Below are 22,382 nucleotides of genomic sequence, written 5' to 3'. Positions count from 1 at the left end.
ATCACCCTCCGTGATGCCGTTGGCAGTTTCAGGCCGGTCTCCGGGCTCGTGAGCGGGCAATCGACCCTGGCCTGCGCGCCTTCCCGGGTATACGTACCCAGTGGCCCTGCGCGGCCGCTACTCACCTACCGTTGCGGGGGCAGCGCCGGAATCGCGCCATGCTGGCGACCACCGGCTTCCCAGTTTCACCCTGCCCAGTCGAGGCTGGCAGGGCACCTGAAACACGCGCGAAGGTTAGAGGGTTGCACTGGGAGCGTCAATCGAACGGGGCCTTTTACTTCGGCAGAACTGGCCTGGGCCAATGGCCGATCTGCCAGGTTGTGCCACACTGATCAGAGTGATATCACATAGCCATTATTTTGCGCTGAACGCGATCACAACGATAACAGGAGTGCGCAGCATGCAAGGCCAGATCATCAACAACCCGAACCTGGAGTTCCTCCGCCCCGTGCTGGAGCGCTGGATCGACTGCATCGACCGCTTCAACCAGTTCAATGGTGATGCCGAGGCACCTTACTGGCATGGCACCCAAGCCAACATCGGCATGCTTGCCGCAGCCGCCTGGCAAGCCGAACTGGCAGCGCTGCAGCAGTTCACCAGCAAGAAACAGCGTGACGAAGGTGAACAGGAGGGGCGCTGCGACCTGTCGATCTGCAGCGCCGATGAAACGCTGTACCTCAGTATCAGCCAGCGCTGGCCCAAAGTCGCGCGGCTGGACATGGCCTCGGCGCTCCAGGAAACAACTGCCCTCGCCCGCCACAAGGCCTACGCCAGCCAGCTGAAAGCCGGCGCCCTGTTCATCACGCCCTGGAAAGCTGGCCAATATGCCAGCCCCGAGGAGTTGCAGGATCTGGTGGACGACCTGCAAAAGCACACGGCCTGCGCCATCGCCTGGTATTTCCCGTACGCCTACCGCAAGCTGCACAACGAGACAGGACAGTACTACCCGGGCGTGGCACTGCTGCTCAAACAGGCCTGAGCCGAGCGGCCATCATGCCGGGAAGAACCGCTCGACAAGGGCGGCGCTCCTGAAGCGGTTACGGTAGTCCGCGTCGTCGAACAGCAGCCCCGTGCGCAAGTCGTAGACAGGGCCCAACGCTGGCTTGGTGATTTGCCTGAGCGTTACCTTGATGAAGCGGTAATGCTCGCCCCTGACCTCCTCCAGCCCTTCTATACGGAAATAGTGGCCTGGCAGGAACAGGCTCTCGGCCTCATCCCAGAAAAGGGAAAATGCACTGATCGGTGTCGCATCGCGGTAATGCCCGGCAGGCAGTTCGAACACCACCGAACTGTCGTCGAAGCGACCGGATACCGCGCCGGGCGCCTGCGCGTCAGGCAGCGCGGCAAACTCGGCAACCTTGTAAGGGTTTTCAGTAAACGAGGTCAGATCTGTATTGACCAGTACATCGCCAACGCCCAGCTGACCTGTGCGGTAGTTTGCACCGCTGGTACTGCGAGTGTGATTTCCCCCCCTGTAGAGACTGACCTCGTTGCTCTTGGGCAAAAATCCCAGGCTGTCGGCAAAATCGTGAATGTAGGCATCTTCATCACCATATTTGTAAACGCCCGAACGGAACACGTCATTCACCTGCGATTCGTCGCTGGTGTAGTACTCGATCATGGTATTGAAGTACTCGCGCCCGTAGCGATATGAATAGTAAGGCCGGCCATTGACCATCACGCAATCCAGCCCGCGCGCATCGAGGTCCGGTGCCTGCCCGCGGGGCAGCTCAGCGACCGGCCATTTCGCCAACAGGGCCTTCTGCCTTTTCAACGAGTTGATGGACAACTGGGTATTGCGGACGCCGTTGCTGACCGTGTAGGTATCCCAGAACGCCGAGCGTCTGACAGGTATGCTTCCCTCCTGCGGCGGTGTCCCACCCGACAGTCGCGGCGGTGCCAACAACTCCCATTCACCTGATGCATTCAGCCGCACGGGCTGCAGTGATACAAAGGCAAAAGGGTTGTCCGCTGGCACCACCAGCCAGGTCGCCAGCTCGTGGCTGTAGCGCACACGATAGGTCAGGCGATTGAGGGTGATCCAGCAACTGCCATCCTGACTGACCTGTACACCACGCAAACGGCCGTTGTGGGACACCTCGCCAGCGGGCACGATATTGCTTGCCCAATCTTCCACTTCCAGGCTCGCCGACTCCACCGGCTGCCACTCTTCAAGGTTGGCGCCCACCTCATGAGGAGGGGCTTCAAAAGCGAGTGAAGCGAACATCGAAGTGAAGCCGATATCAGCCATGTCGAAGGTCGCAAAGACACTTTCCAGCATCGCCGAGCGCAAGGCGCTCTTGCGTTGCTGCTCATCGGTGGCATGCAACGCAGTGTCCACGTCCAACCCAACCTTGGCGAGCGTGGCCCCGAGCAAGATCAGCGTCATTGGCCAACCGAAGGGGGCAAAACTGCCAAATAGGTTGAGGAAGGCCGACAGATAGCCACTGTACATTGCCCTGCGCAGCCTGGTGTTGTCCTGCAGAAGCCTGCCATTACGCCGCAGCTCCGCGACAGCCTGGTCAGCCAGCCAGGCAAACAGGTCGTTACCGAGGGCACGCTTGAACAGTGACAGTGCGACCAGTCCGGCCTCATCCGAACGGCTGTCGGCGATGCCTTGCAGGTGCACCCTGATCAGCTGGTTGGCCGACCGGTCACGAGGATTGCTGTGCGCCACCATGGCGAAGTTGTCCAACGTACTCGCCACCTGCAGCTGCGCGCGCAGCCAGGCGGCCATCGCCAGCTCAGAGTCGAACCCTCTCAACGCTTCGTCTGCCCATGGCAGATAGGCGATGAACCGCCCGCCCGGTGCCTGCATCGAGAACAGGCAGCCTCTATCTCCCTCACCGAATGTGTATCGGTCCAAGGTCAAGGCATGATCGCCGCTTTGCCGCTGCAACATGGCAAGGGAAGGCATGGTGATGTCGGCCAGCTCAGCTGACACCAGGGTGCGCAGATGCCGCGCGTCGTCGGCCGTGATCCGCCCCTGGAGCAACGCTCCCGATACTTGCCCAAGCAGGTTGACCTTGGCCAGTACACGAAAGTGCTCACCATTGGCTGTCCAGAAACGCTCGACCGCCTCACGGTAGAGAACCGCGAAGTCCAACGCCCAGAGATCCTTCTGCACGTCGCTGCCGAGCATCCGCACCTCATGGCGCTCATCGTAGGTCTTGGCATGAGGGCCCTGCAGGTAAAAGCCGCCTCGTTGGTCGAGTTCATCGGCGGCGTCCTGGTAATACAGGTCGAACCGCTCGATAACCAGCTCGGTCATCACCATCGATTTCTGTGGCGGCCCGCTGTGCTGCCAGCCAGTGAAGCTGCGCGCACTTGAGCTTGAGCTGTTGAACTGGTGCCACCAGACAAACCGCGGGTCCATCTGTTTGCCGGTGCGCCTGTGCAGGATCCGCGCAGCCTGCTGGCTGGCCAGATCATGCAGGTCAGGGAAGTTCGCGATAATCTGATCTATCAGCCCCACCAGCGGACGCGCGGCATCCAGTGTGTTCAGGCTGCGGATAATTCGTTCATTGACGGTATTCATGTCCCACTCCAGACCGCTGCAATCGGAGGCACATGCTGGTGTCCCTCAGGCAACGCGGAGTGGTAGATGTATGTCGTCGCCGCGGTGGGCGAGAAATCAGGGGTTCTGCGCCAGGTGGCCTTGCGGAATGACCCGCTTGGCCTGCAGGTAAGCTTTGGACCAATAGCTGTTGGACAGGTAATCCAGGCGTACCGTACCGCCCGTGCGCGGCGCATGCACGAAGCGCCCCTCCCCTACGTAGATGCCCGCATGGCTGACCTGCGAACCGCCACCGGTGGCGAAGAACACCAGGTCACCCGACTGCAGCGAGTCGATGTTCACGGTCGGCGCGCGCATGACGATCATCTCGCGCGTCGATCGCGGCAGGCTGATACCCGCAGCATCGCGGTACACGTAACCGATCAGGCCACTGCAGTCGAACCCGGAATCCGGTGTGTTGCCGCCCCAGCGATACGGTGTGCCGACCAGGCCGATCGCGCGCATGAGCACGTCGTCGGCGAGTGGCGAGCCTTCGGGCTGGCTGTAGGTAATCCGTGGCTGCACCACAGGGGCCGGTGCCGGGGCACGGCTGGAGCAGGCGGCAAGCAGTGCCACCAGGGAAAGGAATGCGAAGCGCGCCATCATCGCCATGGCCAGAACTTCCTGTCTGAGACCGAACGGCCGCAGCCGAAAAGAGTTGAGAATTTAGATTAGACGCTTTCTGTAAATGCGCACGGCGGCGAGCTTTTCAGCTGCGCCGCCGCGGCAGAATATATCATTTTGATATCAGTTGCGCGCGATACTGGTGGTCGGCGCCATGGCCAAGGCACGCTTGGCTTCGATGAAGGTCTTGCTCCAGTAGCGATCACCGAGGCTGTCAATGCGCACACCACCGCTGCGGCGGCTGCTGGAGTGAATGAACTGATTGTCACCCAGGTAGATGCCGGCATGGCTGACACGCCCACGGCCATTGGTGCTGAAGAACAGCAAATCGCCAGGCTTGAGCTTGTTGCGGGCCACCTTGGGCGCATCGACGTTGATCATTTCGCGGGTCGAGCGCGGCAGATTCATCCCGGCTTCTTCGCGGAACAGGTAGCCGATGAAACCGCTGCAGTCGAACCCAGAGGCTTCCGAGGTACCACCGAAGCGGTAGCGGGTGCCGATCAGCGACATGCCACGCTCGAGGATGCTGTCTGCCAGAACCGGGAGCTGATAAGGCTTGCTGCTGGAGAAGGCCTCCAGGTCATCTTCAGTGGCCTGTTCTTCTTCGCCGAATACGGACGAAGGCGAAGCCTTGGCCTTGTTGACCGATTGCGAGGCAATCGGGGTGTGATCCTGGGGCTGGGAATCCGGGCCGTGGGCCGCGCAGCCAAAAAGCAAGGTCACGAGTGCGAGTGGCACGAGGGGTGCGAAGCGCTTCAGCATGGGCACGACCGTGTCTGTAATCCTTTAGAAGGGGGAAACTATGCCCTCTATCACGGCCATTTGCAAATTTTATCGAAAAAGATGTGACTTTTTCGTTTTGCACCTCAGAGCCCCGTGTTTATGGGCTTTACCAACCGAGGGTTTCCTTCAGGAAAGGGATGGTCAACTTGCGCTGAGCTTGCAAAGAGGCCTGATCGAGGCGCTCGAGCAGGTCGAACAGCGCGCTCATGCTGCGCGTGCCACGGGTCAGGATGAAATGGCCGACTTCGTCAGTCAGGTGCAGGCCACGGCGCGACGCTCGCAATTGCAGGGCTCGCAGCTTGTCTTCGTCGGACAGGCCGCGCATCTGGAAGACCAGCGCCAGGGTCAGCCGTGACTTGAGATCGGGCAGTTTGATCGGCAGTTCGCGAGGTGAAGCGGAGGCTGCCAGCAACAGGCGCCGACCGCTGTCGCGCAAGCGGTTGAACAAATGGAACATCGCCTCTTCCCAGTCCGCCTTGCCAGCGATCACGTGCAGGTCGTCGATGCACACCAGTTCGTACTGAGCCAGGTAGTCGAGCAACTCCACGCCGCGATCGAGCAATTGCGCCAGCGGCAAATACACGGCGGGTTCGCCGCGCTGCTGGAAACGGTGGGTGGCTGCCTGCAGCAGGTGGCTGCGGCCAACGCCCTGCTTGCCCCACAGGTAGATGAGGCTCTCGGTCCAGCCAGCGTCGGCTTCGCATAGCCGCTCGACATAGCCCAACGCCGCGGCATTGGCGCCCGGATAGTAGTTGATGAAGGTGGCGTCATCGCGCAGGCGCACACCCAGGGGCAACTGGATCGGTGGTTTCATGCTCGCGGGCGGTCGTCAGGACCGCAGGGGGCCTTTGGTGAACAATGTGCAAAGTCTATACCCGCATTGCAGGGCGCACAATCATGCAGGCGGATAGCGCAAGCGAAATCAACGAGTTGCGCCACTTTGCGGCAACGCAACCCAGTACTCAGGTCACAGATCCGGGTCGACATCCCCGGCATACATGTCCGATTCCTTGTACAGATCATGCACATGCCGCAGCAATACCATGATCACCGCCGCCACCGGCAGCGCCAGCAACACCCCGGTAAAGCCGAACAGTTCGCCACCGGCAAGGATGGCGAAGATCACCGCCACCGGATGCAGGCCGATGCGGTCACCCACCAGCAGCGGGGTCAGCACCATGCCCTCCAGCGCCTGCCCGACCATGAACACGGCAACGATGCCAAGCATCGGGTACAGGTCACCACCAAACTGGAACAGCCCGGCCACCAGCGCCGCGCCGATACCAATGATGAAGCCCATGTACGGCACGATGGCCGCCAGGCCCGCGAGCATGCCGATCAGCAAGCCCAGTTCGAGCCCGACCAGCATCAGGCCGGCGGAATAGATGACGCCCAGCGCGAGCATCACCATCAACTGGCCACGGACGAACGCCCCCAGTACTTCATGGCATTCACCGGCCAGGCCCACCACCTGAGGTTCGCGCTGACGCGGCAGCAGGCCGCGCAGCTTGGCCATCATCAGATCCCAGTCGCGCAGCAGATAGAAGCCCACCACCGGGATCAGCACCATGTTGGCCAGCCAGGCGATCAGCGCCAGGCTCGAGGCAGTGGCATGGGACAACAGCATGCCGACGATGTCGGTGGTCTGGCCCATGTGCTCGCCGATGGCGGCCTTGATCTTGTCGAACTTCCAGAAGCCATCGGCCAGGCCCAGGCGGCCCTGCACCCAGGGCAGCGCCACATGCTCGAGCCAGTCGAGCATTTGCGGCGCCAATTCGTACAGGCGCAGCAACTGCTTGGCCAGCAGCGGCACCAGCACCAGCAGCAAGGCCAGCAGCACCAGGGTGAACAGGCCGAACACCACCACCACACCCCAGGTGCGCGACAGGCCAACGCGCTCCAGACGGTCGACCAGCGGGTCGGCCAGGTAGGCCAGCAAGATGCCGACCAGGAATGGGGTGAGAATGTTATGCAAGCTATAGAGAAGCACGGCAATCAGCAGTGCAGCACCCCAGCCGATCCAGCGACGCATGTCAGTCATCGATAGCGCCCCTTACCAACGGAATCGCAGGCCGTCGAACGGCTTGGCGGCAACAGGAGCGGGTGCGGCCGGCTGGCCTGGAGCAGCACCCGGGGCCGGCGTGGGTGTGACCGGTGCCGGCGGAGCCTGCTCCGGTGGCACTTCCTGCAATTTGGCCAGACCCAGCTGGGCACGTAGTTGCTCGCGATTACCGGTGACCGCATAGGTCAAGGTACCGCCTTCGGCCAGCTGCAGGCGTGGGCCATAAGGCTCCAGCACACGGCTCAGCTCGGCATAGCGTTGCAGGTTCATGCCTTGCACCTGCAACTGCAACTGGCTGCTGGCACCGGCCTTGACCACATAGCGCGGCGCCAGACGACTGCTGACTGCCAGCATGACGGCGTCCGCCAGGGCCGCCTGGTCAGCGCCTTCGGCGTTGCCCTGCTCGCGCTTGTCGCCCAGCCACAACTGCCAGGTACCTTGCCATTTGCCATCGGCCTCATGGGCATGCACCGCCAGCATGGCGTCGGCGCCGTAGCGCTCCGCAGCTTGGCGCAGGGGGGCCGGATCATTGCCTTCGAGCTGCTTGGCGTTGGCTACCAGTTGCTCTTGCAGGTCGGCCAGCGGCAAGCGCAGCGGCAAGCCCCGGTGCTGGGCGGCTCGACGCAGCGGCTGGGCGCTGGCCTGGCCGTCACCGACCAGGTTGCTGCCTTCTGCACTGTCATTGAGCCACCAGCCGAGGATGGAGGGCCGGTTACTGCCCCACAGCGCCAGGCCAGCTTTGCGCAAAGCACGCTCGGTGCTGCCAGGGTCGAACTCGACCAGCACCGACTCCGGCGGCCCGGCTTCGGTGCCGACCTGGTTGATGATCTGTTGTGGGTCCTTGCGCAGGTCGGCCAGCGCCGGGTTCTGCGCCGCCTTGGGGTCACCCGTCAGGCGCAGCACCAAGGTATCGAAGGCCTTGGCAGTAGCTGCCGAACGGGCTTCGGCACCCTGCCATTCGACCGGCTCGCGCACTTGATAAAGCCCGGAGACGGTTTCGGCCTGCGCAGTGAGGCAGGCTAGTGCAAGGCACCCTGCCGCCAGAGAATTGAATAGTCGCATGGGGATTCCTGTCCGGTTGCGCATGAAGCATGTGGCTTGCAGCTTATACAGAAGGAGGCGCATCAACCACCCACACACCTTTTTCAGCAATTTACCGCCCTGCCCGTCGGCCTGAGGATGGCCGCTGCCCGGCAACCCTGATAAAATCGCGCGCCTTCACAGACCACTGACGTTTCAGGCAGCCGCCGCTTCCCAGCCGGCCTTGGCCGTCATGGTCGTTTTTACGAATCCCTCCCTCTTAAAGGCCTGGATCAATGAGCAAGCAACCCTCCCTGAGCTACAAGGACGCCGGTGTAGACATCGACGCCGGCGAAGCACTGGTCGAACGCATCAAGGGCGTGGCAAAACGCACCGCACGCCCTGAAGTCATGGGTGGCCTGGGTGGCTTCGGCGCCCTCTGCGAGATCCCGGCCGGCTACAAGCAGCCGGTGCTGGTCTCCGGCACCGACGGCGTCGGCACCAAGCTGCGCCTGGCACTGAACCTGAACAAGCACGACAGCATCGGCCAGGACCTGGTCGCCATGTGCGTCAACGACCTGGTGGTCTGCGGCGCCGAGCCGCTGTTCTTCCTCGACTACTACGCCACCGGCAAGCTGAATGTCGACGTGGCCGCCACCGTGGTCACCGGCATCGGCGCCGGCTGTGAACTGGCTGGCTGCTCCCTGGTCGGCGGCGAAACCGCCGAAATGCCGGGCATGTATGAAGGCGAAGACTACGACCTGGCCGGCTTCTGCGTCGGCGTCGTGGAAAAGGCCGAGATCATCGACGGCTCCAAGGTTGCCACCGGTGACGCGCTGATCGCCCTGCCGTCCTCCGGCCCGCACTCCAACGGCTACTCGCTGATCCGCAAGATCCTCGAAGTGTCCGGCACCGATATCGAGAACACCCAGCTCGACGGCAAGCCGCTGACCGACCTGCTGATGGCGCCAACCCGCATCTACGTCAAGCCACTGCTGCAGTTGATCAAAAACACTGGCGCAGTCAAGGCCATGGCCCACATCACCGGTGGCGGCCTGCTGGACAACATCCCGCGCGTCCTGCCGAAGAATGCCCAGGCCGTGGTTGACGTGGCCAGCTGGCAGCGCCCGGCGGTGTTCGACTTCCTGCAGGAAAAAGGCAACGTCGACGAGCACGAGATGCACCGCGTGCTGAACTGCGGTGTCGGCATGGTCATCTGCGTGGCCCAGGATCAGGTCGAAGCTGCCCTGAACGAACTGCGCGCCGCCGGTGAGCAGCCTTGGGTCATCGGCCACATCGCCGAAGCCGCCGAAGGCGCCGCCCAGGTCGAGCTGCAGAACCTCAAGGCACACTGATGCCGAGCAAGCCCTGCAATGTAGTGGTACTGCTGTCGGGTTCCGGCAGCAACCTGCAAGCCTTGATCGACAGTTGCCGCACGCATGACAGCCAGGTGCGCATCGCTGCGGTGGTCTCCAACCGCGCCGATGCCTACGGCCTGCAACGGGCCCAGGCGGTCGGTATCGACACCGTGGTGCTCGACCACACCCAGTTCGACGGCCGCGAAGCCTTCGATGCCGCGCTGATGGCGCGTATCGACGGCTTCACGCCGGACCTGGTGGTGCTGGCCGGCTTCATGCGCATCCTCAGTGGCGACTTCGTGCGCCACTACCAAGGCCGCCTGCTCAACATCCACCCGTCGTTGCTGCCCCGCTACAAGGGCCTGCATACCCACCGCCGGGCACTGGAGGCAGGCGACGCCGAACATGGCTGCAGCGTACACTTCGTCACCGAGGAACTCGATGGCGGGCCTCTGGTCGTACAGGCTGTGGTACCGGTGCTGTCTGATGACACGGTGGAAAGCCTGGCCCAAAGGGTTCACCATCAGGAACACCAGATCTACCCGCTGGCGGTGCACTGGTTTGCCCAAGGTCGTTTGCGCCTGGGTGAACAGGGTGCGTTACTGGATGACCTGCCGCTGCCGGCCAGTGGTCACTTGATCCGACCCTAGGAGAATTTATGCGTCGTGCCCTGCTATTGGCTCTCGCCGTGCTCGCCCTGCCCCTCCAGGCAGCTGACCTCAAGCCCTTCTCGGCCAGCTACACCGCCGACTGGAAGCAACTGCCCATGAGCGGCACCGCCGAGCGCAGCCTGGTCAAAAATGCCAACGGTACCTGGGACCTTAATTTCAAGGCTTCCATGATGATCGCCAGCCTGACCGAGCAAAGCACCCTGCGCATGGACAACGACACCCTGCTGCCGCAGAAGTATCACTTCGAGCGTGGCGGCCTGGGCAAGGCCAAGACCGTCGACCTGACCTTCGACTGGAACGCCAAGAAGATCACCGGTACCGACCGCAAGGACCCCATCAACCTGCCGCTCAACCGCGGTGTGCTGGACAAGTCGTCCTACCAGCTGGCACTGCAGCACGATGTGGCCGCCGGCAAGAAGAGCATGACCTACCAGGTGGTCGATGGCGACGAGATCGACAACTATGACTTCCGCGTGCTCGGCACCGAGAAGATCGCCACCAAGACCGGCCAGGTCGAGGCGGTGAAGGTCGAGCGCGTGCGTGCCCCAGCGCAGAACAAGCGTGTTACCGAGCTGTGGTTCGCCAAGGACTGGGACTACCTGCTCGTGCAGCTGCGCCAGGTGGAGACCGATGGCAAGGAGTACGTGATCGTGCTGCAGGATGGCACGGTCGACGGCAAGACGGTGAAAGGTAACTGATCCGCTGCAACCCGCAGTATCCGGAGCCCCGCCCTGTGCGGGGCTTCTTTTTGCCCGGCTTTCATGAAACTTGTTTCATGCCTGTTTTATTTACTTAGCCTGCTAACAAACTCTATAAAGGGGTTGTGCGACACAGTGTCGCAGTCAACTCAAAGCAGTGGAGTTTACCGATGACAGTCCAAGTAACCGAACGCGACGAATCGAAAATGTCCCACGAAGGCCTGGCCGCTGGCGTGCGGATCTGGGATGTGCACCAACAAGGCCAACTGGTAGGGATGTTCCACCAGGAACATGAAGCTCACCAGTACCGGGCAGAGCTCGAAGAGCTTGAAAACCAGCGCACCACGCAGTAATCCGAACCTTGATACAGTCTTCCAATAAAAAACCCCGCCAAGGCGGGGTTTTTCGTGCTTACCACATCAGATCGTCTGGGATCTTGTAGGCCGCGTACGGATCGTCCTCGTCCGCTTCCTCGACATGGGTATTGAGCAGCAGGATACGGTTCGGGTCGCGCTCCTGAATCTTCACCGCCGCCTCGCGCGGGATCACTTCGTAGCCGCCAGCATGCGACACGATGGCTAGCGCGCCATTGCTCAGGCGGGTGCGCATCAGGGCGTTGACGGCAATGCGCTTGACCTTCTTGTCATCAACGAAGTTGTAGTAGTCCTCGGTGGTCAGCTTGGGCAGGCGGGTGGCTTCGATCAACTGCTTGATCTGCGCCACGCGGGCCTTCTGCTCGGCCTTTTCCTGCTGCTGGCGATTCAGCTCCTGGTCACGCTTGGCCTTCTCGGCCATGGCTTCCTTGGCCATGCGCTGCTGGCTGTCGTCGACCTCGACCTGGCCTTTGTGCTCCATGCGCTTTTGTTTCTTTTCAGCTTTGTTGGTCTGCGAGACCTGTTTCTGGTTGACCAGACCGGCTTTGAGCAATTGGTCGCGAAGGGAAAGGCTCATGAATGTTCACTCACTTATGCAACAGCTCAGCCGCAGCTGGGCAGGTTCTTTTCCTGACGCTTGGCCTCACCCCAAAGGGCATCCAGCTCGTCAAGGTTACAATGTTCAATCGGCCGGCCACTGTCACGCAATGCCTGTTCGATGAAGCGGAAACGCCGCTCGAACTTGCGGTTGGCGCGGCGCAGGGCGTTTTCCGGGTCTTGCTTGAGATGGCGGGCCAGGTTCACGACGGCAAACAGCAGATCGCCGACTTCATCCTCGAGTGCATCGGCGTCGTTGTCGGCCATGGCCTGCAACACTTCGTCGAGCTCCTCGCGCACCTTGTCCAGCACCGGCAGTGCCTCTGGCCAGTCGAACCCGACGGTAGCCGCGCGCTTCTGCAGTTTGGCCGCTCGCGACAGCGCCGGCAATGCCGCCGGTACGTCATCGAGCAGCGACAGTTGCTCAGGGGTGCTTTTCTCAGCGCGCTCCTCGGCCTTGATCTCCTCCCAGCGTGACTTGACCTGGGCCTCGCCCAGGCTGGGAGTGTCCAGCGGCGCGTACAGTTCGCCCGTCGGGAATACGTGGGGGTGACGGCGGATCAGCTTGCGGGTGATGCTGTCGACCACGCCATCGAACTCGAAACGCCCTTCCTCCCGGGCCAGCTGGCTGTAGTAGACCACCTGGAACAAGAGATCGCCGAGCTCGCCCTGCAGGTGCTCGAAATCGCCGCGCTCGATAGTGTCGACGACTTCGTAGGCTTCTTCGATGGTGTGCTGCACGATGCTCGCGTAGTTCTGCTTCAGGTCCCATGGGCAGCCGTACTGCGGGTCGCGCAGGCGGACCATGAGGTGCAGAAGGTCTTCGAGGGTGTAGGTCATTTAAGCAGGTCCTTCGGTGGGGCCATCTTCGCGGGTTTACCCGCGAAGCAGGCGCCGCGGCTTCAAGGTGTACGATTACGCCGCGTTTCGATGATGTTCGGCAACTGCGAAATCCTGCCCAGCAAACGCCCCAGCGCATCCAGGCCCGGAATCTCGATGGTCAGCGACATCAGTGCGGTGTTGTCTTCCTTGTTCGAGCGGGTGTTGACCGCCAGCACGTTGATCTTCTCGTTGAGCAACACCTGCGACACGTCGCGCAGCAACCCGGGGCGGTCGTAGGCGCGGATGACGATGTCGACCGGGTAAGTCTGCACCGGGATCGGCCCCCAACTTACCTGGATCATCCGCTCCGGCTCGCGCCCGGCCAGCTGCAGCGCCGAGGCGCAGTCCTGGCGGTGGATGCTGACGCCCCGACCCTGAGTGATGTAACCGACGATCGCATCGCCCGGCAGCGGCTGGCAACAACCGGCCATCTGTGTGAGCAGGTTGCCGACGCCCTGGATCTGGATGTCGCCACGCTTGCCGGTACGCGGGCCGGTAGGCTTGCGCGGCACCAGCTCGATCTGTTCGATGCGCTCGGGCTCGAGCAGCTGCTGGGCGGCGTTGACCAGGTGCGCCAGGCGCAGGTCACCTGCACCGAGCGAGGCAAACATGTCCTCGGCGGTCTTGACGTTGGTTTTCTCGGCCAGGCGCTCGAAGTCCACCTGCGGCAGGCCCAGGCGGCTGAGTTCGCGCTCGAGCAAGGTCTTGCCGGCGGCGACGTTCTGGTCACGCGCCTGCAGCTTGAACCAATGGACGATCTTGGCCCGGGCCCGCGAGGTTGTGACGTAGCCCAGGTTGGAGTTCAGCCAGTCACGGCTCGGGTTGCCGTGCTTGCTGGTGATGATCTCCACCTGCTCGCCGGTCTGCAGGCTGTAGTTGAGCGGCACGATGCGCCCGTTGATCTTGGCGCCACGGCAGTTGTGGCCGATCTCGGTGTGCACGCGGTAGGCGAAATCCAGCGGCGTGGCGCCTTTGGGCAGATCGATGGCGTGGCCATCCGGGGTAAACACGTAGACCCGGTCGGGTTCGATATCGACCCGCAGCTGCTCGGCCAGGCCACCAATGTCGCCCAGTTCTTCATGCCATTCGAGCACCTGGCGCAGCCAGGAGATCTTCTCTTCGTAGTGGTTGGAGCTGGGCTTGACGTCGGTGCCCTTGTAGCGCCAGTGGGCGCAGACGCCGAGCTCGGCTTCCTCGTGCATGCCGTGGGTACGGATCTGCACTTCCAGCACCTTGCCCTCGGGGCCGATCACCGCCGTATGCAGCGAGCGATAGCCGTTTTCCTTGGGGTTGGCGATGTAGTCGTCGAACTCCTTGGGGATGTGCCGCCACAGAGTGTGCACGATGCCCAGCGCGGTATAGCAGTCACGCACCTCCGGCACCAGCACGCGCACCGCACGCACGTCGTAGATCTGGCTGAATTCCAGGCCTTTGCGCTGCATCTTGCGCCAGATCGAATAGATGTGTTTTGCCCGGCCGCTGATGTCGGCCTTGACCCCGGTGGCCAGCAATTCGTTCTGTAGCTGGTTCATCACGTCGCTGATGAAGCGCTCGCGGTCCAGCCGGCGCTCGTGCAACAGCTTGGCGATCTGCTTGTACTGGTCAGGCTCCAGGTAGCGGAAGGACAGGTCTTCCAGCTCCCATTTGATATGGCCGATGCCCAGGCGGTGGGCCAGCGGCGCATAGATGTCGAACACCTCGCGCGCCACGCGCAGGCGTTTTTCGTCATCGGCAGACTTCACCGCCCGGATCGCACAGGTACGCTCGGCCAGCTTGATCAGGGCCACGCGCACGTCGTCGACCATGGCCACGAGCATCTTGCGCAGGTTCTCGACCTGCGCCTGCGAACCCAGCACCAGCGACTGGCGTGGACTGAGGCTGGCGCTGATGGCGGCCATGCGCAGCACGCCGTCGATCAGCTTGGACACCACCGGGCCAAAGCGCTGACCGACTTCGGCCAGAGTCACTTTGCCCTCACGTACTGAGCGATAGATCACCGCCGCGACCAACGAATCCTGGTCGAGCTTGAGGTCGGCGAGGATTTCGGCGATTTCCAGGCCGGCCTGGTAACTGGACGTACCATCGGCCCAGGAATGTTTGGCCGGGTTGCCCTTCTTTTCGATTTCCTGGGTGAACTCGCAGGCTTCTTTCAGCGCCACGCGATCCAGTGCCGAATCGACGCTCACCACATGATCCAGCCATGCTTCGAGATTGATACTGCCGTCTGTGTTGACCGGCTGGTGCACTCTCACCTGTACCATCTTTGTTTTACCTTTCCATACAGCGCACCACACGGGTGCACTGGCTATCACCGTGCAGCTTCGCTTCCGTGGAAGCCGCACCAAGGGGCCAGTTCGCTAGCCCGCTTCGAATAACGCCATGGCTTCGACATGCGCCGTCTGAGGAAACATGTCGAGAATCCCGGCCCTTTTTAACCGGTACCCCTGACCGACCAGCACCTGGGCGTCTCGCGCCAGCGTGGCCGGGTTGCACGATACATACACCAAGCGCTTGGCGTTGAGGCGGGCGATGCCTTGCACCACCTCGTATGCACCGTCACGCGGTGGATCCAAGAGTACCGCAGAAAAGCCTTCGGCGGCCCATCCGGCGCCTGCCAAAGGCTGCGATAAATCGGCCTGAAAAAACGCGGCGTTATGCACATCGTTGTTCCGGGCATTGGCCGCGGCCCGATCGACCATGGCCTGTACACCTTCCACCGCCACCACTTCACGTGCCTGACGCGCCAGCGGCAGGGCGAAGTTGCCCAGGCCGCAGAACAGGTCCAGCACACGCTCGTCAGCCTGCGGCGCGAGCCAGGCCAGGGCCTGCTCGATCATCGCCGTGTTGACCTGGGCGTTGACCTGGACGAAATCGCCCGGGCGCCAGGCCAGCTCCAGCTGCCAGGGCGCCAGGGCAAAGCCCAGTTTCGCCTCGGCATCCACTGGAGCAGGGTCACCCTCGCCCTGCAGCCACAACTGGGCCTTGGCCTCGTCGCAGAACGCTTGCAGGCGCGCCAGGTCATCCGCCGGCAGCGGCGCGACATGGCGCACTAGCACGGCTTCGGCGGTGCCACTGAACAGCTCCACATGGCCGATCGCCTGCGACTTGCCCAACGAGCGCAGCACGGTCGGCAAGTGGCGAAGAATAGATTGCAAAGGCTGTACCAGCACGGCGCAGTCATCGATGGAGACAATTTCCTGGCTGGCTTCGGCGCGGAAGCCGACATCCAGGTGCTTTGCCTTCACGTCCCAGCGCACGGCCACCCGCGCACGGCGCCGGTAGCCGAATTCCGGTCCGCTCAGGGGCGCGGCCCATTCTTCGGGCTGCACGCCGGCCACCCGTTGCAGCTGTTCGGCCAGAGTGCGCTGCTTGAGCGCCAGCTGGGCTTCGTGCGGCAGGTGCTGCAGGTTGCAGCCGCCGCAACGCTCATAATGGCGGCACGGCGCCTGGCGGCGTTCGGGGCTGGCTTGCAGCACACGCTCCAGGCGCGCCTCGACGACCTTGCCGCGGGCATTGAGCACCCGCGCCTCGACCGCTTCACCGGCCAGTGCGCCACTGACGAACCAGGTGCGCCCCTCCAGGAAGGCGATGCCGCGGCCGTCACCGGCCAGGCGCTCGATATCCAGGCGCTGCTTCTTGCCCACGGGGACCTGGGGCGCGCGGTTGCCACCGGCCGGCTGGAAGCGCAGGCCGCTGTTGCTTTTTTTCTTGGACATTTAGCTCGGGTCGAACAGGCCGGTGGACAGATAACGGTCGCCGCGGTCACAGATGATCGCGACCATCACGGCGTTTTCCACTTCGCGGGACAGGCGCAGCATGGCTGCCACCGCACCACCGGAAGACACGCCACAGAAAATGCCCTCTTCGCGCGCGAGGCGGCGAGTGGTGTCCTCAGCCTCCTGCTGGGACATGTCCATCACGCGGTCGACGCGGGTGGAATCGAAAATCTTTGGCAGGTACTCCTCGGGCCAGCGGCGGATGCCCGGAATGGCCGAGCCCTCCATCGGTTGCAGGCCGACGATCTGCACGTTGGGGTTCAGTTCCTTGAGGTACTGCGAGCAGCCCATGATGGTGCCGGTGGTACCCATGGAACTGACGAAATGGGTAATGGTGCCCTGGGTCTGCTGCCAGATTTCCGGGCCGGTGCTGCTGTAGTGGGCGATCGGGTTGTCGCCGTTGGCGAACTGGTCGAGGACCAGACCGCGGCCTTCGGCCTGCAACTTCTCGGCGAGGTCGCGGGCGCCTTCCATGCCCTCTTCCTTGGTCACCAGGATCAGCTCGGCGCCGTAGGCAGTCATGGCTGCCTTGCGTTCGGCGGTGGAGTTGTCGGGCATGATCAGGATCATCTTGTAACCCTTGATCGCCGCTGCCATGGCCAGGGCGATGCCGGTATTGCCGGAAGTGGCTTCGATCAAGGTGTCGCCTGGCTTGATCTGGCCGCGAAGTTCGGCGCGGGTGATCATCGACAGTGCCGGGCGGTCCTTCACCGAGCCGGCTGGATTGTTACCTTCGAGCTTGAGCAGGAGGGTATTGCTGGTTTCGCCAGCGATGCGCTGCAGGCGAACCAGGGGCGTATTGCCGACGCAATCGGCGATGGTTGGGTACTGCAAGGTCATGGCGTATTTCACAATCCGGACGGCAGGGGTGCCTATCATACCGGCAAACCCTTCCCGGCCATATCACGCAATCTGTGGTTGCTATAGCTACAAGCTATAAGCGCTAAGCTACGAGCAACTTATCGTTGCCCCTGTAGGAGCGGGCTTGTCCCGCGAAGAGGCCGGCACATGCATCGGCAACCTCATGCACAGCCGCAGCCCGCGCTTGCCATTCTCCGCCCACAAGGTTCCGCCCTGACGCTGGATCGCACTGCGGGCAATGCTCAGCCCCAGGCCAAACCCGCCATCCCCCGGTCGTGAGCCATCGAGCCGGGAGAACGGTGCAAAGATACGCTCCAGGTCTTCATCGGCCACACCCCCGCCCTCATCCTCCAGCCACAAACGCCAATACCCGCCCTCACGTTGCCCACCCAGCCGCACCAGGCCATTTTCCGGCGAATGGCGGATGGCATTGCGCAGCATGTTCTCCACGGCCTGGGCCAGGTGGTTGAGGTTGCCCTCCACCCAGCAATTGCCCGGCAGCTCGCAGCGCAAGCGCCCGGCCGACCAGCCGCTTTCATAGCTGGCGTCCTCGGCCAGCAGGTCCCACAGTGCCTGCACCTGGATCGGCTCAAGATTCATCGGCGTACGCTCGGCGTCCTGCCAAGCCAGTTGCAGCGTGTTCTCGACCAGCTGCTGCATGCAATCCACCTCACGCCCCAGGCGTTCTCGCAATCGCGCAAGGTCGGTCTCGCCGTCACAGGCCACGCGCAGGCGGCTGAGCGGCGTGCGCATTTCATGGGACAGGTCGCGCAAAAGCTGCTGCTGCATCACCACGGTACCTTGCAGGCGCTCGGCCATCTGATCGAAAGCTCGGGCCAGTTCGCCCAGCTCGTCGTGGCGGGCCGTGGTCCGTGAATCCAGGCGTGCCGAAAGCTGGTCGGCACGCCAGGCATTGGCCTGCTCGCGCAGCTGGTTGAGCGGGACGATCAGCATGCGGTACAGGCCGACACACAGCAGCAAGGTAAACAGGCCGGGGATGATGCCGTTGGTGACGATTTGCCAAGCTAGGCGGTAATGGCCCGGGTTGAGCCGTTGTGGCAGCTCGATCACCAGCATGCCCTGCTGCGGCGCGCCGGGGAACGGAATGCGCAGCCACGGCTGGTCGACGCTGCGCCGGCTCATGGGCCAGTCGACGCCACGCAGGCGGGTGAGCCGCTGCATGATCTCGGGGCCGAGAATGGCACTGTCGAGAGGTCGCAGGTTGAGGTCGAGCACACCGACCCAGCCGCGTTCGCGCTGCTGCATCGCCGCCACCCAGCGGTCCAGCCCCTCCCGCCCACCGCCACGCCAGGCCGTTTCCGCCTCGCTGGCATAGTCGCGCAGCACCTTGCGGGCCGGCTCGTCGAGAAAGGCGTTCTGGGTTTCCATGTGGCGGCCCCAGGTGTAGCTGAGGCCGATCATCAACAGGCAGAAGCCCACCAGCAGGATGGCCAGCTTCCAGAACAGCGAATGGCGATCGAGCATGGCCTACTCCGCTTCGCCAACGCTGAGCACGTAGCCTTTGCCCCACACAGTGCGGATCTCCCGCTCGTGATAGCCGATACTCTTGAGCTTGCGGCGGATCTGACTGACGTGCATGTCGAGGCTGCGGTCGTGTCGCGAGTAACCGCGCTGCAGCACCTGCTGGTAAAGGAAGGGCTTGCTCAGCACTTCATCGACATTGCGGTAGAGAACGTCGAACAGCCGGTATTCGCTGGGGGTCATGCCGGCTAGCCGACCACCCAGACTGACGTCACACAGGCCTTCGTCGAAATGCAGCGCGTCTGCGGCGGCCTCCAGCGGCGGCTGATGGCGCCGCTCAAGGGCGACCCGGCGCAGTATCGCCTCGATCCGCACCTGCAGCTCGGCCATGCTGAAGGGCTTGGGCAGGTAATCATCGGCACCACGCTGGAAGCCGCTGATGCGGTCGGCCTCGGCGCCCAGCGCCGACATCAGGATCACCGGCGTGGCGCTGTGCTGGCGCAGCCGGGCCAGGGCATCCAGGCCATTGAGGCCAGGCAGCAGGATGTCCATCAGCACCACGTCGAAGCTTTGCCGACCGGCCGCCGCCAGGCCATCCAGGCCATTGCGGCACCAGGTGACTTGGAAGCCGCCACGCTGCAGCTCTTCATGCAGGTACGCCCCCAGGACCGGATCGTCCTCGATCGCCAGGATGTGGGAGGTGTAATTAGCTACAGGATTCATTGGCAACTGCCATCCATTCTCAGTTACTCAATTATTGAGCATGCTTTCCTCCCAGGCAACCGCCCTGCGACCAATGCGTTGGCCAAGTAACGAAATGACATTCAGTGGGTGCATTAGCGCAGCCAGCGGAGTAACTTTCCGCTTTGTTCCGTCGCAGCGACGACGGCGTCCAGGCACATCACAGGAGGCGAGTGTGCTCGATCGTTTGGGAATCAGAAGCCGGGTGCTGCTGCTGGCACTGCTGCCGGCCAGCCTGATGGCACTGGTGCTGGGCAGCTATTTCACCTGGCTGCAACAAGACCAGTTGCGCACCCAGTTGCTGCAGCGCGGCAAGATGCTCGCCGAGCAGTTGGCACCGCTGGCCGCACCGGCCCTGGCACGGCAGGCACCCGCCCAGCTGGAGCGCATCGCCGCGCAGACCCTGGAGCAGGCTGATGTGCGCGCCGTGGCGTTCCTCGCCCCCGACCGCAGCCGCCTGGCCCATGCCGGGCCGAGCATGATCAACCAGGCCCCCAGCGGCGGCACCGGTACCCAACTGCTGCAGCGCACCGGCAACGACGCCACCCGTTACCTGATGCCGGTGTTCGGCCACCACCGCGACCTGGCCACCGATGCCGTACCGTCCGAGGCCGAGCGCCTGCTGGGCTGGGTCGAGATCGAGCTGTCCCACGACGGCACGCTGTTGCGCGGCTACCGCAACCTGTTCACGAGCGTGCTGCTGATCCTCGCCTGCCTGGCCCTCAGCGGCCTGCTGGCAATGCGCATGAGCCGCACCATCAATGACCCGATCGCACGCATCAAGCATGCGGTCAACCAGCTCAAGGACGGCCACCTCGACGAACGCCTGCCGGCCATGGGCAGCCATGAACTGGACGAACTGGCCCGCGGCATCAACCGTATGGCCGAAACCCTGCACGGCGCCCACGAGGAGCTGCAGCACAGCATCGACCAAGCCACCGAGGATGTGCGCCAGAACCTGGAAACCATCGAGATCCAGAACATCGAGCTGGACATGGCGCGCAAGGAGGCCTTGGAGGCCAGCCGCATCAAGTCGGAGTTCCTGGCCAACATGAGCCACGAAATCCGCACGCCGCTCAATGGCATCCTGGGCTTCACCCACCTGCTGCAGAAGAGCGAGTTGACCCCGCGGCAGCTGGATTACCTGAGCACCATCGAGAAATCCGCCGACAACCTGTTGGGTATCATCAACGAGATCCTCGACTTCTCCAAGATCGAGGCCGGCAAGCTGGTGCTCGACAGCATCCCGTTCAACCTGCGTGACCTGGTCCAGGACACCTTGACCATCCTCGCCCCCGCCGCCCACGCCAAACAGCTCGAACTGCTCAGCCTGATCTACCGCGACACGCCGACATCGCTGATCGGCGACCCGTTGCGGCTGAAACAGATCCTCACCAACCTGGTGAGCAACGCGATCAAGTTCACCCGCGAAGGCACCATCGTGGTCAGGGCCATGCTCGAGGACGAACAGGATGACAGCGCCCAGCTGCGTATCAGCGTGCAGGACACCGGTATCGGCCTGTCGCCACAAGACGTGCGCACGCTGTTCCAGGCGTTCAGCCAGGCCGACAATTCGTTGGCACGCCAGCCCGGTGGTACCGGCCTGGGGCTGGTGATTTCCAAGCGCCTGATCGAACAGATGGGCGGTGAGATCGGCGTCGACAGCACACCAGGCGAAGGCTCGCAGTTCTGGATCAGCTTGAGCCTGCCCAAGGCCCACGACGACATCGAGGAACACCCACTGCAACCGTTGCTGGGGCGCAGAGCGGCCATTGTCGATAGCCATGAGCTGGCGCGCCAGGCCTTGGAGCACCAGCTCGAGGACTGCGGCCTGAGCGTCAGCCTGTTCGCCTCCTACGATCAGTTGCTGCAGGGTGTGCAGGCAGGCTTCCAGGCCGGCTTGCCATTCGAGTTCGCGGTACTCGGCGCCAACCTCGGCACGCTTTCGCCGGAGCAGCTCGGTCAATACAACCAGCAGCTGGAACGTTTGCACTGCCAGTGTGTGGTGCTGTGCCCGACCACCGAGCAGGCGTTGTATCACCCGTTCCTGCCTAACGGTCATGGTCAGCTGCTGTCCAAACCGACCTGCACGCGCAAGTTGCGCCGCCTGTTGCTGGAGCTTGTGCAACCGCGCCGGCCGCTGGCCGAACCGGCACTGGCCAGCAGCGGCCAACGCCGGGCGAAGATCCTGTGCGTCGACGACAACGCCGCCAACCTGCTGCTGGTGCAGACGCTGCTCGAAGACCTGGGTGCCGAAGTGCTGGCTGTCGACAATGGCCATGCCGCCGTGCTTGCGGTACAGGCCGAGCCTTTCGACCTGGTGCTGATGGACGTGCAGATGCCCGGCATGGACGGACGGGCCTGCACCGAGCAGATCCGCCTGTGGGAAAAGACCCAGAGCGGCAACCCGTTGCCGATCGTCGCCCTGACTGCCCATGCCATGGCCAACGAAAAGCGCGCCTTGTTGCACAGCGGCATGGACGATTACCTGACCAAGCCGATCAGCGAGCGACAGTTGGCCCAAGTGGTCATGAAGTGGACCGGGCTGAGCCTGGGCGCATCGCCACTGGATCATGCCAGCGGGCCGCATGCCGACAGTCATGAGCTGCCGGTGCTGGACCCGGACGAAGGCTTGCGCCTGGCCGCCGGCAAGCCAGACCTGGCTGCCGACATGCTGGCCATGCTGCTGGCGTCGCTGGAAAGCGACCGCCAGGCGATTCGCGCAGCGCGCGAGGCGGATGACCCATCGACATTGATCGAGCAGGTGCACCGGCTCAACGGTGCCTCGCGCTATTGCGGCGTGCCCCAGCTGCGCGCGGCGTGTCAGCGCAGCGAGACCCTGCTCAAGCAGGACAGCCCACAGGCAACGCAGGCGCTGGATGAGCTGGATGCGGCGA

General features: G+C 63.1%; 19 protein-coding genes and 1 riboswitch. Of the genes, 6 read left to right on the top strand and 13 right to left on the bottom strand.

What is annotated here, in order from left to right; genetic code table 11:
* Window positions 1-14: 14 nt before the first annotated feature.
* Window positions 15-235: riboswitch (cobalamin riboswitch) on the bottom strand.
* A gap of 165 nt (window positions 236-400) precedes the next feature.
* A complete protein-coding gene (locus tag ACLEJU_RS21105) occupies window positions 401-979 on the top strand; it encodes a hypothetical protein (RefSeq protein WP_435423826.1) in 579 nt (192 codons plus the stop codon).
* A 12-nt stretch (window positions 980-991) separates the two neighbouring features.
* Here ACLEJU_RS21105 and ACLEJU_RS21100 read toward each other — a convergent pair whose 3' ends face one another.
* The 6 genes from ACLEJU_RS21100 to ACLEJU_RS21075 all read right to left on the bottom strand — a co-directional run bounded on the left by ACLEJU_RS21100 (window position 992) and on the right by ACLEJU_RS21075 (window position 8,087).
* Entirely contained in the window at window positions 992-3,538 is a 2,547-nt protein-coding gene (locus ACLEJU_RS21100) for a dermonecrotic toxin domain-containing protein (protein WP_435423827.1), read from the bottom strand.
* 96 nt (window positions 3,539-3,634) lie between these two features.
* Window positions 3,635-4,168: a C40 family peptidase gene (locus tag ACLEJU_RS21095; RefSeq protein WP_294336725.1), complete on the bottom strand. Its 534-nt coding sequence runs from the start codon at window positions 4,166-4,168 to the stop codon at window positions 3,635-3,637.
* Between the two features lie 135 nt (window positions 4,169-4,303).
* On the bottom strand, window positions 4,304-4,942 hold the full coding sequence (locus tag ACLEJU_RS21090) for a C40 family peptidase (protein WP_435423828.1): 639 nt from the start codon (window positions 4,940-4,942) through the stop codon (window positions 4,304-4,306).
* A 127-nt stretch (window positions 4,943-5,069) separates the two neighbouring features.
* On the bottom strand, window positions 5,070-5,777 hold the full coding sequence (hda, locus tag ACLEJU_RS21085) for a DnaA regulatory inactivator Hda (protein WP_008092169.1): 708 nt from the start codon (window positions 5,775-5,777) through the stop codon (window positions 5,070-5,072).
* A 153-nt stretch (window positions 5,778-5,930) separates the two neighbouring features.
* Window positions 5,931-7,004: an AI-2E family transporter gene (locus tag ACLEJU_RS21080; RefSeq protein ID WP_103449510.1), complete on the bottom strand. Its 1,074-nt coding sequence runs from the start codon at window positions 7,002-7,004 to the stop codon at window positions 5,931-5,933.
* Window positions 7,005-7,016: 12 nt separating this feature from the next.
* The gene (locus tag ACLEJU_RS21075) at window positions 7,017-8,087 is read right to left on the bottom strand and encodes a DUF2066 domain-containing protein (protein ID WP_435423829.1); all 1,071 of its coding nucleotides are present in this window, start codon (window positions 8,085-8,087) and stop codon (window positions 7,017-7,019) included.
* Between the two features lie 254 nt (window positions 8,088-8,341).
* Between ACLEJU_RS21075 and purM the strand changes: the two genes are divergently transcribed.
* The 4 genes from purM (at window position 8,342) to ACLEJU_RS21055 (ending at window position 11,125) form a co-directional block, all read left to right on the top strand.
* Window positions 8,342-9,400: a phosphoribosylformylglycinamidine cyclo-ligase gene (gene purM, locus ACLEJU_RS21070; protein WP_027918086.1), complete on the top strand. Its 1,059-nt coding sequence runs from the start codon at window positions 8,342-8,344 to the stop codon at window positions 9,398-9,400.
* On the top strand, window positions 9,400-10,053 hold the full coding sequence (gene purN / locus ACLEJU_RS21065) for a phosphoribosylglycinamide formyltransferase (RefSeq protein ID WP_435423830.1): 654 nt from the start codon (window positions 9,400-9,402) through the stop codon (window positions 10,051-10,053). The genes purM and purN overlap by 1 nt, the downstream gene beginning before the upstream one ends.
* 8 nt (window positions 10,054-10,061) lie before the next feature.
* Window positions 10,062-10,772, top strand: coding sequence for a DUF3108 domain-containing protein (locus ACLEJU_RS21060; protein WP_435423831.1), 711 nt, complete (start codon window positions 10,062-10,064; stop codon window positions 10,770-10,772).
* Window positions 10,773-10,942: 170 nt separating this feature from the next.
* Entirely contained in the window at window positions 10,943-11,125 is a 183-nt protein-coding gene (locus tag ACLEJU_RS21055; RefSeq protein ID WP_103449505.1) for a hypothetical protein, read from the top strand.
* 58 nt (window positions 11,126-11,183) lie between these two features.
* On the opposite strand, the gene ACLEJU_RS21050 is transcribed toward ACLEJU_RS21055, so the two are convergent.
* The 7 genes from ACLEJU_RS21050 to ACLEJU_RS21020 form a co-directional block, all read right to left on the bottom strand.
* Window positions 11,184-11,723, bottom strand: a complete 540-nt coding sequence (locus tag ACLEJU_RS21050; RefSeq protein WP_110638807.1) for a DUF2058 domain-containing protein — start codon at window positions 11,721-11,723, stop codon at window positions 11,184-11,186.
* 26 nt (window positions 11,724-11,749) lie between these two features.
* Window positions 11,750-12,583: a nucleoside triphosphate pyrophosphohydrolase gene (mazG, locus tag ACLEJU_RS21045; RefSeq protein WP_435423832.1), complete on the bottom strand. Its 834-nt coding sequence runs from the start codon at window positions 12,581-12,583 to the stop codon at window positions 11,750-11,752.
* Window positions 12,584-12,645: 62 nt separating this feature from the next.
* Complete coding sequence (gene relA / locus ACLEJU_RS21040; protein WP_079226867.1) at window positions 12,646-14,886, bottom strand: GTP diphosphokinase; 2,241 nt, start codon at window positions 14,884-14,886, stop codon at window positions 12,646-12,648.
* A gap of 96 nt (window positions 14,887-14,982) precedes the next feature.
* The gene (gene rlmD, locus ACLEJU_RS21035) at window positions 14,983-16,341 is read right to left on the bottom strand and encodes a 23S rRNA (uracil(1939)-C(5))-methyltransferase RlmD (protein WP_435423833.1); all 1,359 of its coding nucleotides are present in this window, start codon (window positions 16,339-16,341) and stop codon (window positions 14,983-14,985) included.
* The gene (gene cysM, locus ACLEJU_RS21030) at window positions 16,342-17,241 is read right to left on the bottom strand and encodes a cysteine synthase CysM (RefSeq protein ID WP_435423834.1); all 900 of its coding nucleotides are present in this window, start codon (window positions 17,239-17,241) and stop codon (window positions 16,342-16,344) included. It abuts the gene before it with no gap.
* A 108-nt stretch (window positions 17,242-17,349) separates the two neighbouring features.
* Window positions 17,350-18,747, bottom strand: coding sequence for a histidine kinase sensor domain-containing protein (locus ACLEJU_RS21025; protein WP_435423835.1), 1,398 nt, complete (start codon window positions 18,745-18,747; stop codon window positions 17,350-17,352).
* Between the two features lie 3 nt (window positions 18,748-18,750).
* Window positions 18,751-19,467, bottom strand: coding sequence for a response regulator transcription factor (locus tag ACLEJU_RS21020; protein ID WP_435423836.1), 717 nt, complete (start codon window positions 19,465-19,467; stop codon window positions 18,751-18,753).
* A gap of 193 nt (window positions 19,468-19,660) precedes the next feature.
* On the opposite strand from ACLEJU_RS21020, the gene ACLEJU_RS21015 reads away from it, so the two are divergent.
* The coding region (locus ACLEJU_RS21015; RefSeq protein ID WP_440776742.1) for a response regulator at window positions 19,661-22,382 on the top strand (2,722 nt) is incomplete at its 3' end.

It is taken from the genome of Pseudomonas sp. SMN11 (genome assembly GCF_052041945.1).
Classification (GTDB): domain Bacteria; phylum Pseudomonadota; class Gammaproteobacteria; order Pseudomonadales; family Pseudomonadaceae; genus Aquipseudomonas.
The sequence above is the reverse complement of the archived record's forward strand: the minus strand, read 5'-3'. Positions and strand labels throughout refer to the sequence as shown.

Coding starts and splice junctions, on each gene's coding strand:
- ACLEJU_RS21105 (WP_435423826.1), top strand. CDS start 401: ATGCAAGGCCAGATCATCAACAACCCGAACCTGGAGTTCCTCCGCCCC.
- relA (WP_079226867.1), bottom strand. CDS start 14,886: ATGGTACAGGTGAGAGTGCACCAGCCGGTCAACACAGACGGCAGTATC.
- ACLEJU_RS21090 (WP_435423828.1), bottom strand. CDS start 4,942: ATGCTGAAGCGCTTCGCACCCCTCGTGCCACTCGCACTCGTGACCTTG.
- ACLEJU_RS21050 (WP_110638807.1), bottom strand. CDS start 11,723: ATGAGCCTTTCCCTTCGCGACCAATTGCTCAAAGCCGGTCTGGTCAAC.
- ACLEJU_RS21100 (WP_435423827.1), bottom strand. CDS start 3,538: ATGAATACCGTCAATGAACGAATTATCCGCAGCCTGAACACACTGGAT.
- mazG (WP_435423832.1), bottom strand. CDS start 12,583: ATGACCTACACCCTCGAAGACCTTCTGCACCTCATGGTCCGCCTGCGC.
- cysM (WP_435423834.1), bottom strand. CDS start 17,241: ATGACCTTGCAGTACCCAACCATCGCCGATTGCGTCGGCAATACGCCC.
- hda (WP_008092169.1), bottom strand. CDS start 5,777: ATGAAACCACCGATCCAGTTGCCCCTGGGTGTGCGCCTGCGCGATGAC.
- ACLEJU_RS21060 (WP_435423831.1), top strand. CDS start 10,062: ATGCGTCGTGCCCTGCTATTGGCTCTCGCCGTGCTCGCCCTGCCCCTC.
- ACLEJU_RS21080 (WP_103449510.1), bottom strand. CDS start 7,004: ATGACTGACATGCGTCGCTGGATCGGCTGGGGTGCTGCACTGCTGATT.
- rlmD (WP_435423833.1), bottom strand. CDS start 16,341: ATGTCCAAGAAAAAAAGCAACAGCGGCCTGCGCTTCCAGCCGGCCGGT.
- ACLEJU_RS21095 (WP_294336725.1), bottom strand. CDS start 4,168: ATGGCGATGATGGCGCGCTTCGCATTCCTTTCCCTGGTGGCACTGCTT.
- ACLEJU_RS21020 (WP_435423836.1), bottom strand. CDS start 19,467: ATGAATCCTGTAGCTAATTACACCTCCCACATCCTGGCGATCGAGGAC.
- ACLEJU_RS21025 (WP_435423835.1), bottom strand. CDS start 18,747: ATGCTCGATCGCCATTCGCTGTTCTGGAAGCTGGCCATCCTGCTGGTG.
- purN (WP_435423830.1), top strand. CDS start 9,400: ATGCCGAGCAAGCCCTGCAATGTAGTGGTACTGCTGTCGGGTTCCGGC.
- ACLEJU_RS21055 (WP_103449505.1), top strand. CDS start 10,943: ATGACAGTCCAAGTAACCGAACGCGACGAATCGAAAATGTCCCACGAA.
- ACLEJU_RS21075 (WP_435423829.1), bottom strand. CDS start 8,087: ATGCGACTATTCAATTCTCTGGCGGCAGGGTGCCTTGCACTAGCCTGC.
- purM (WP_027918086.1), top strand. CDS start 8,342: ATGAGCAAGCAACCCTCCCTGAGCTACAAGGACGCCGGTGTAGACATC.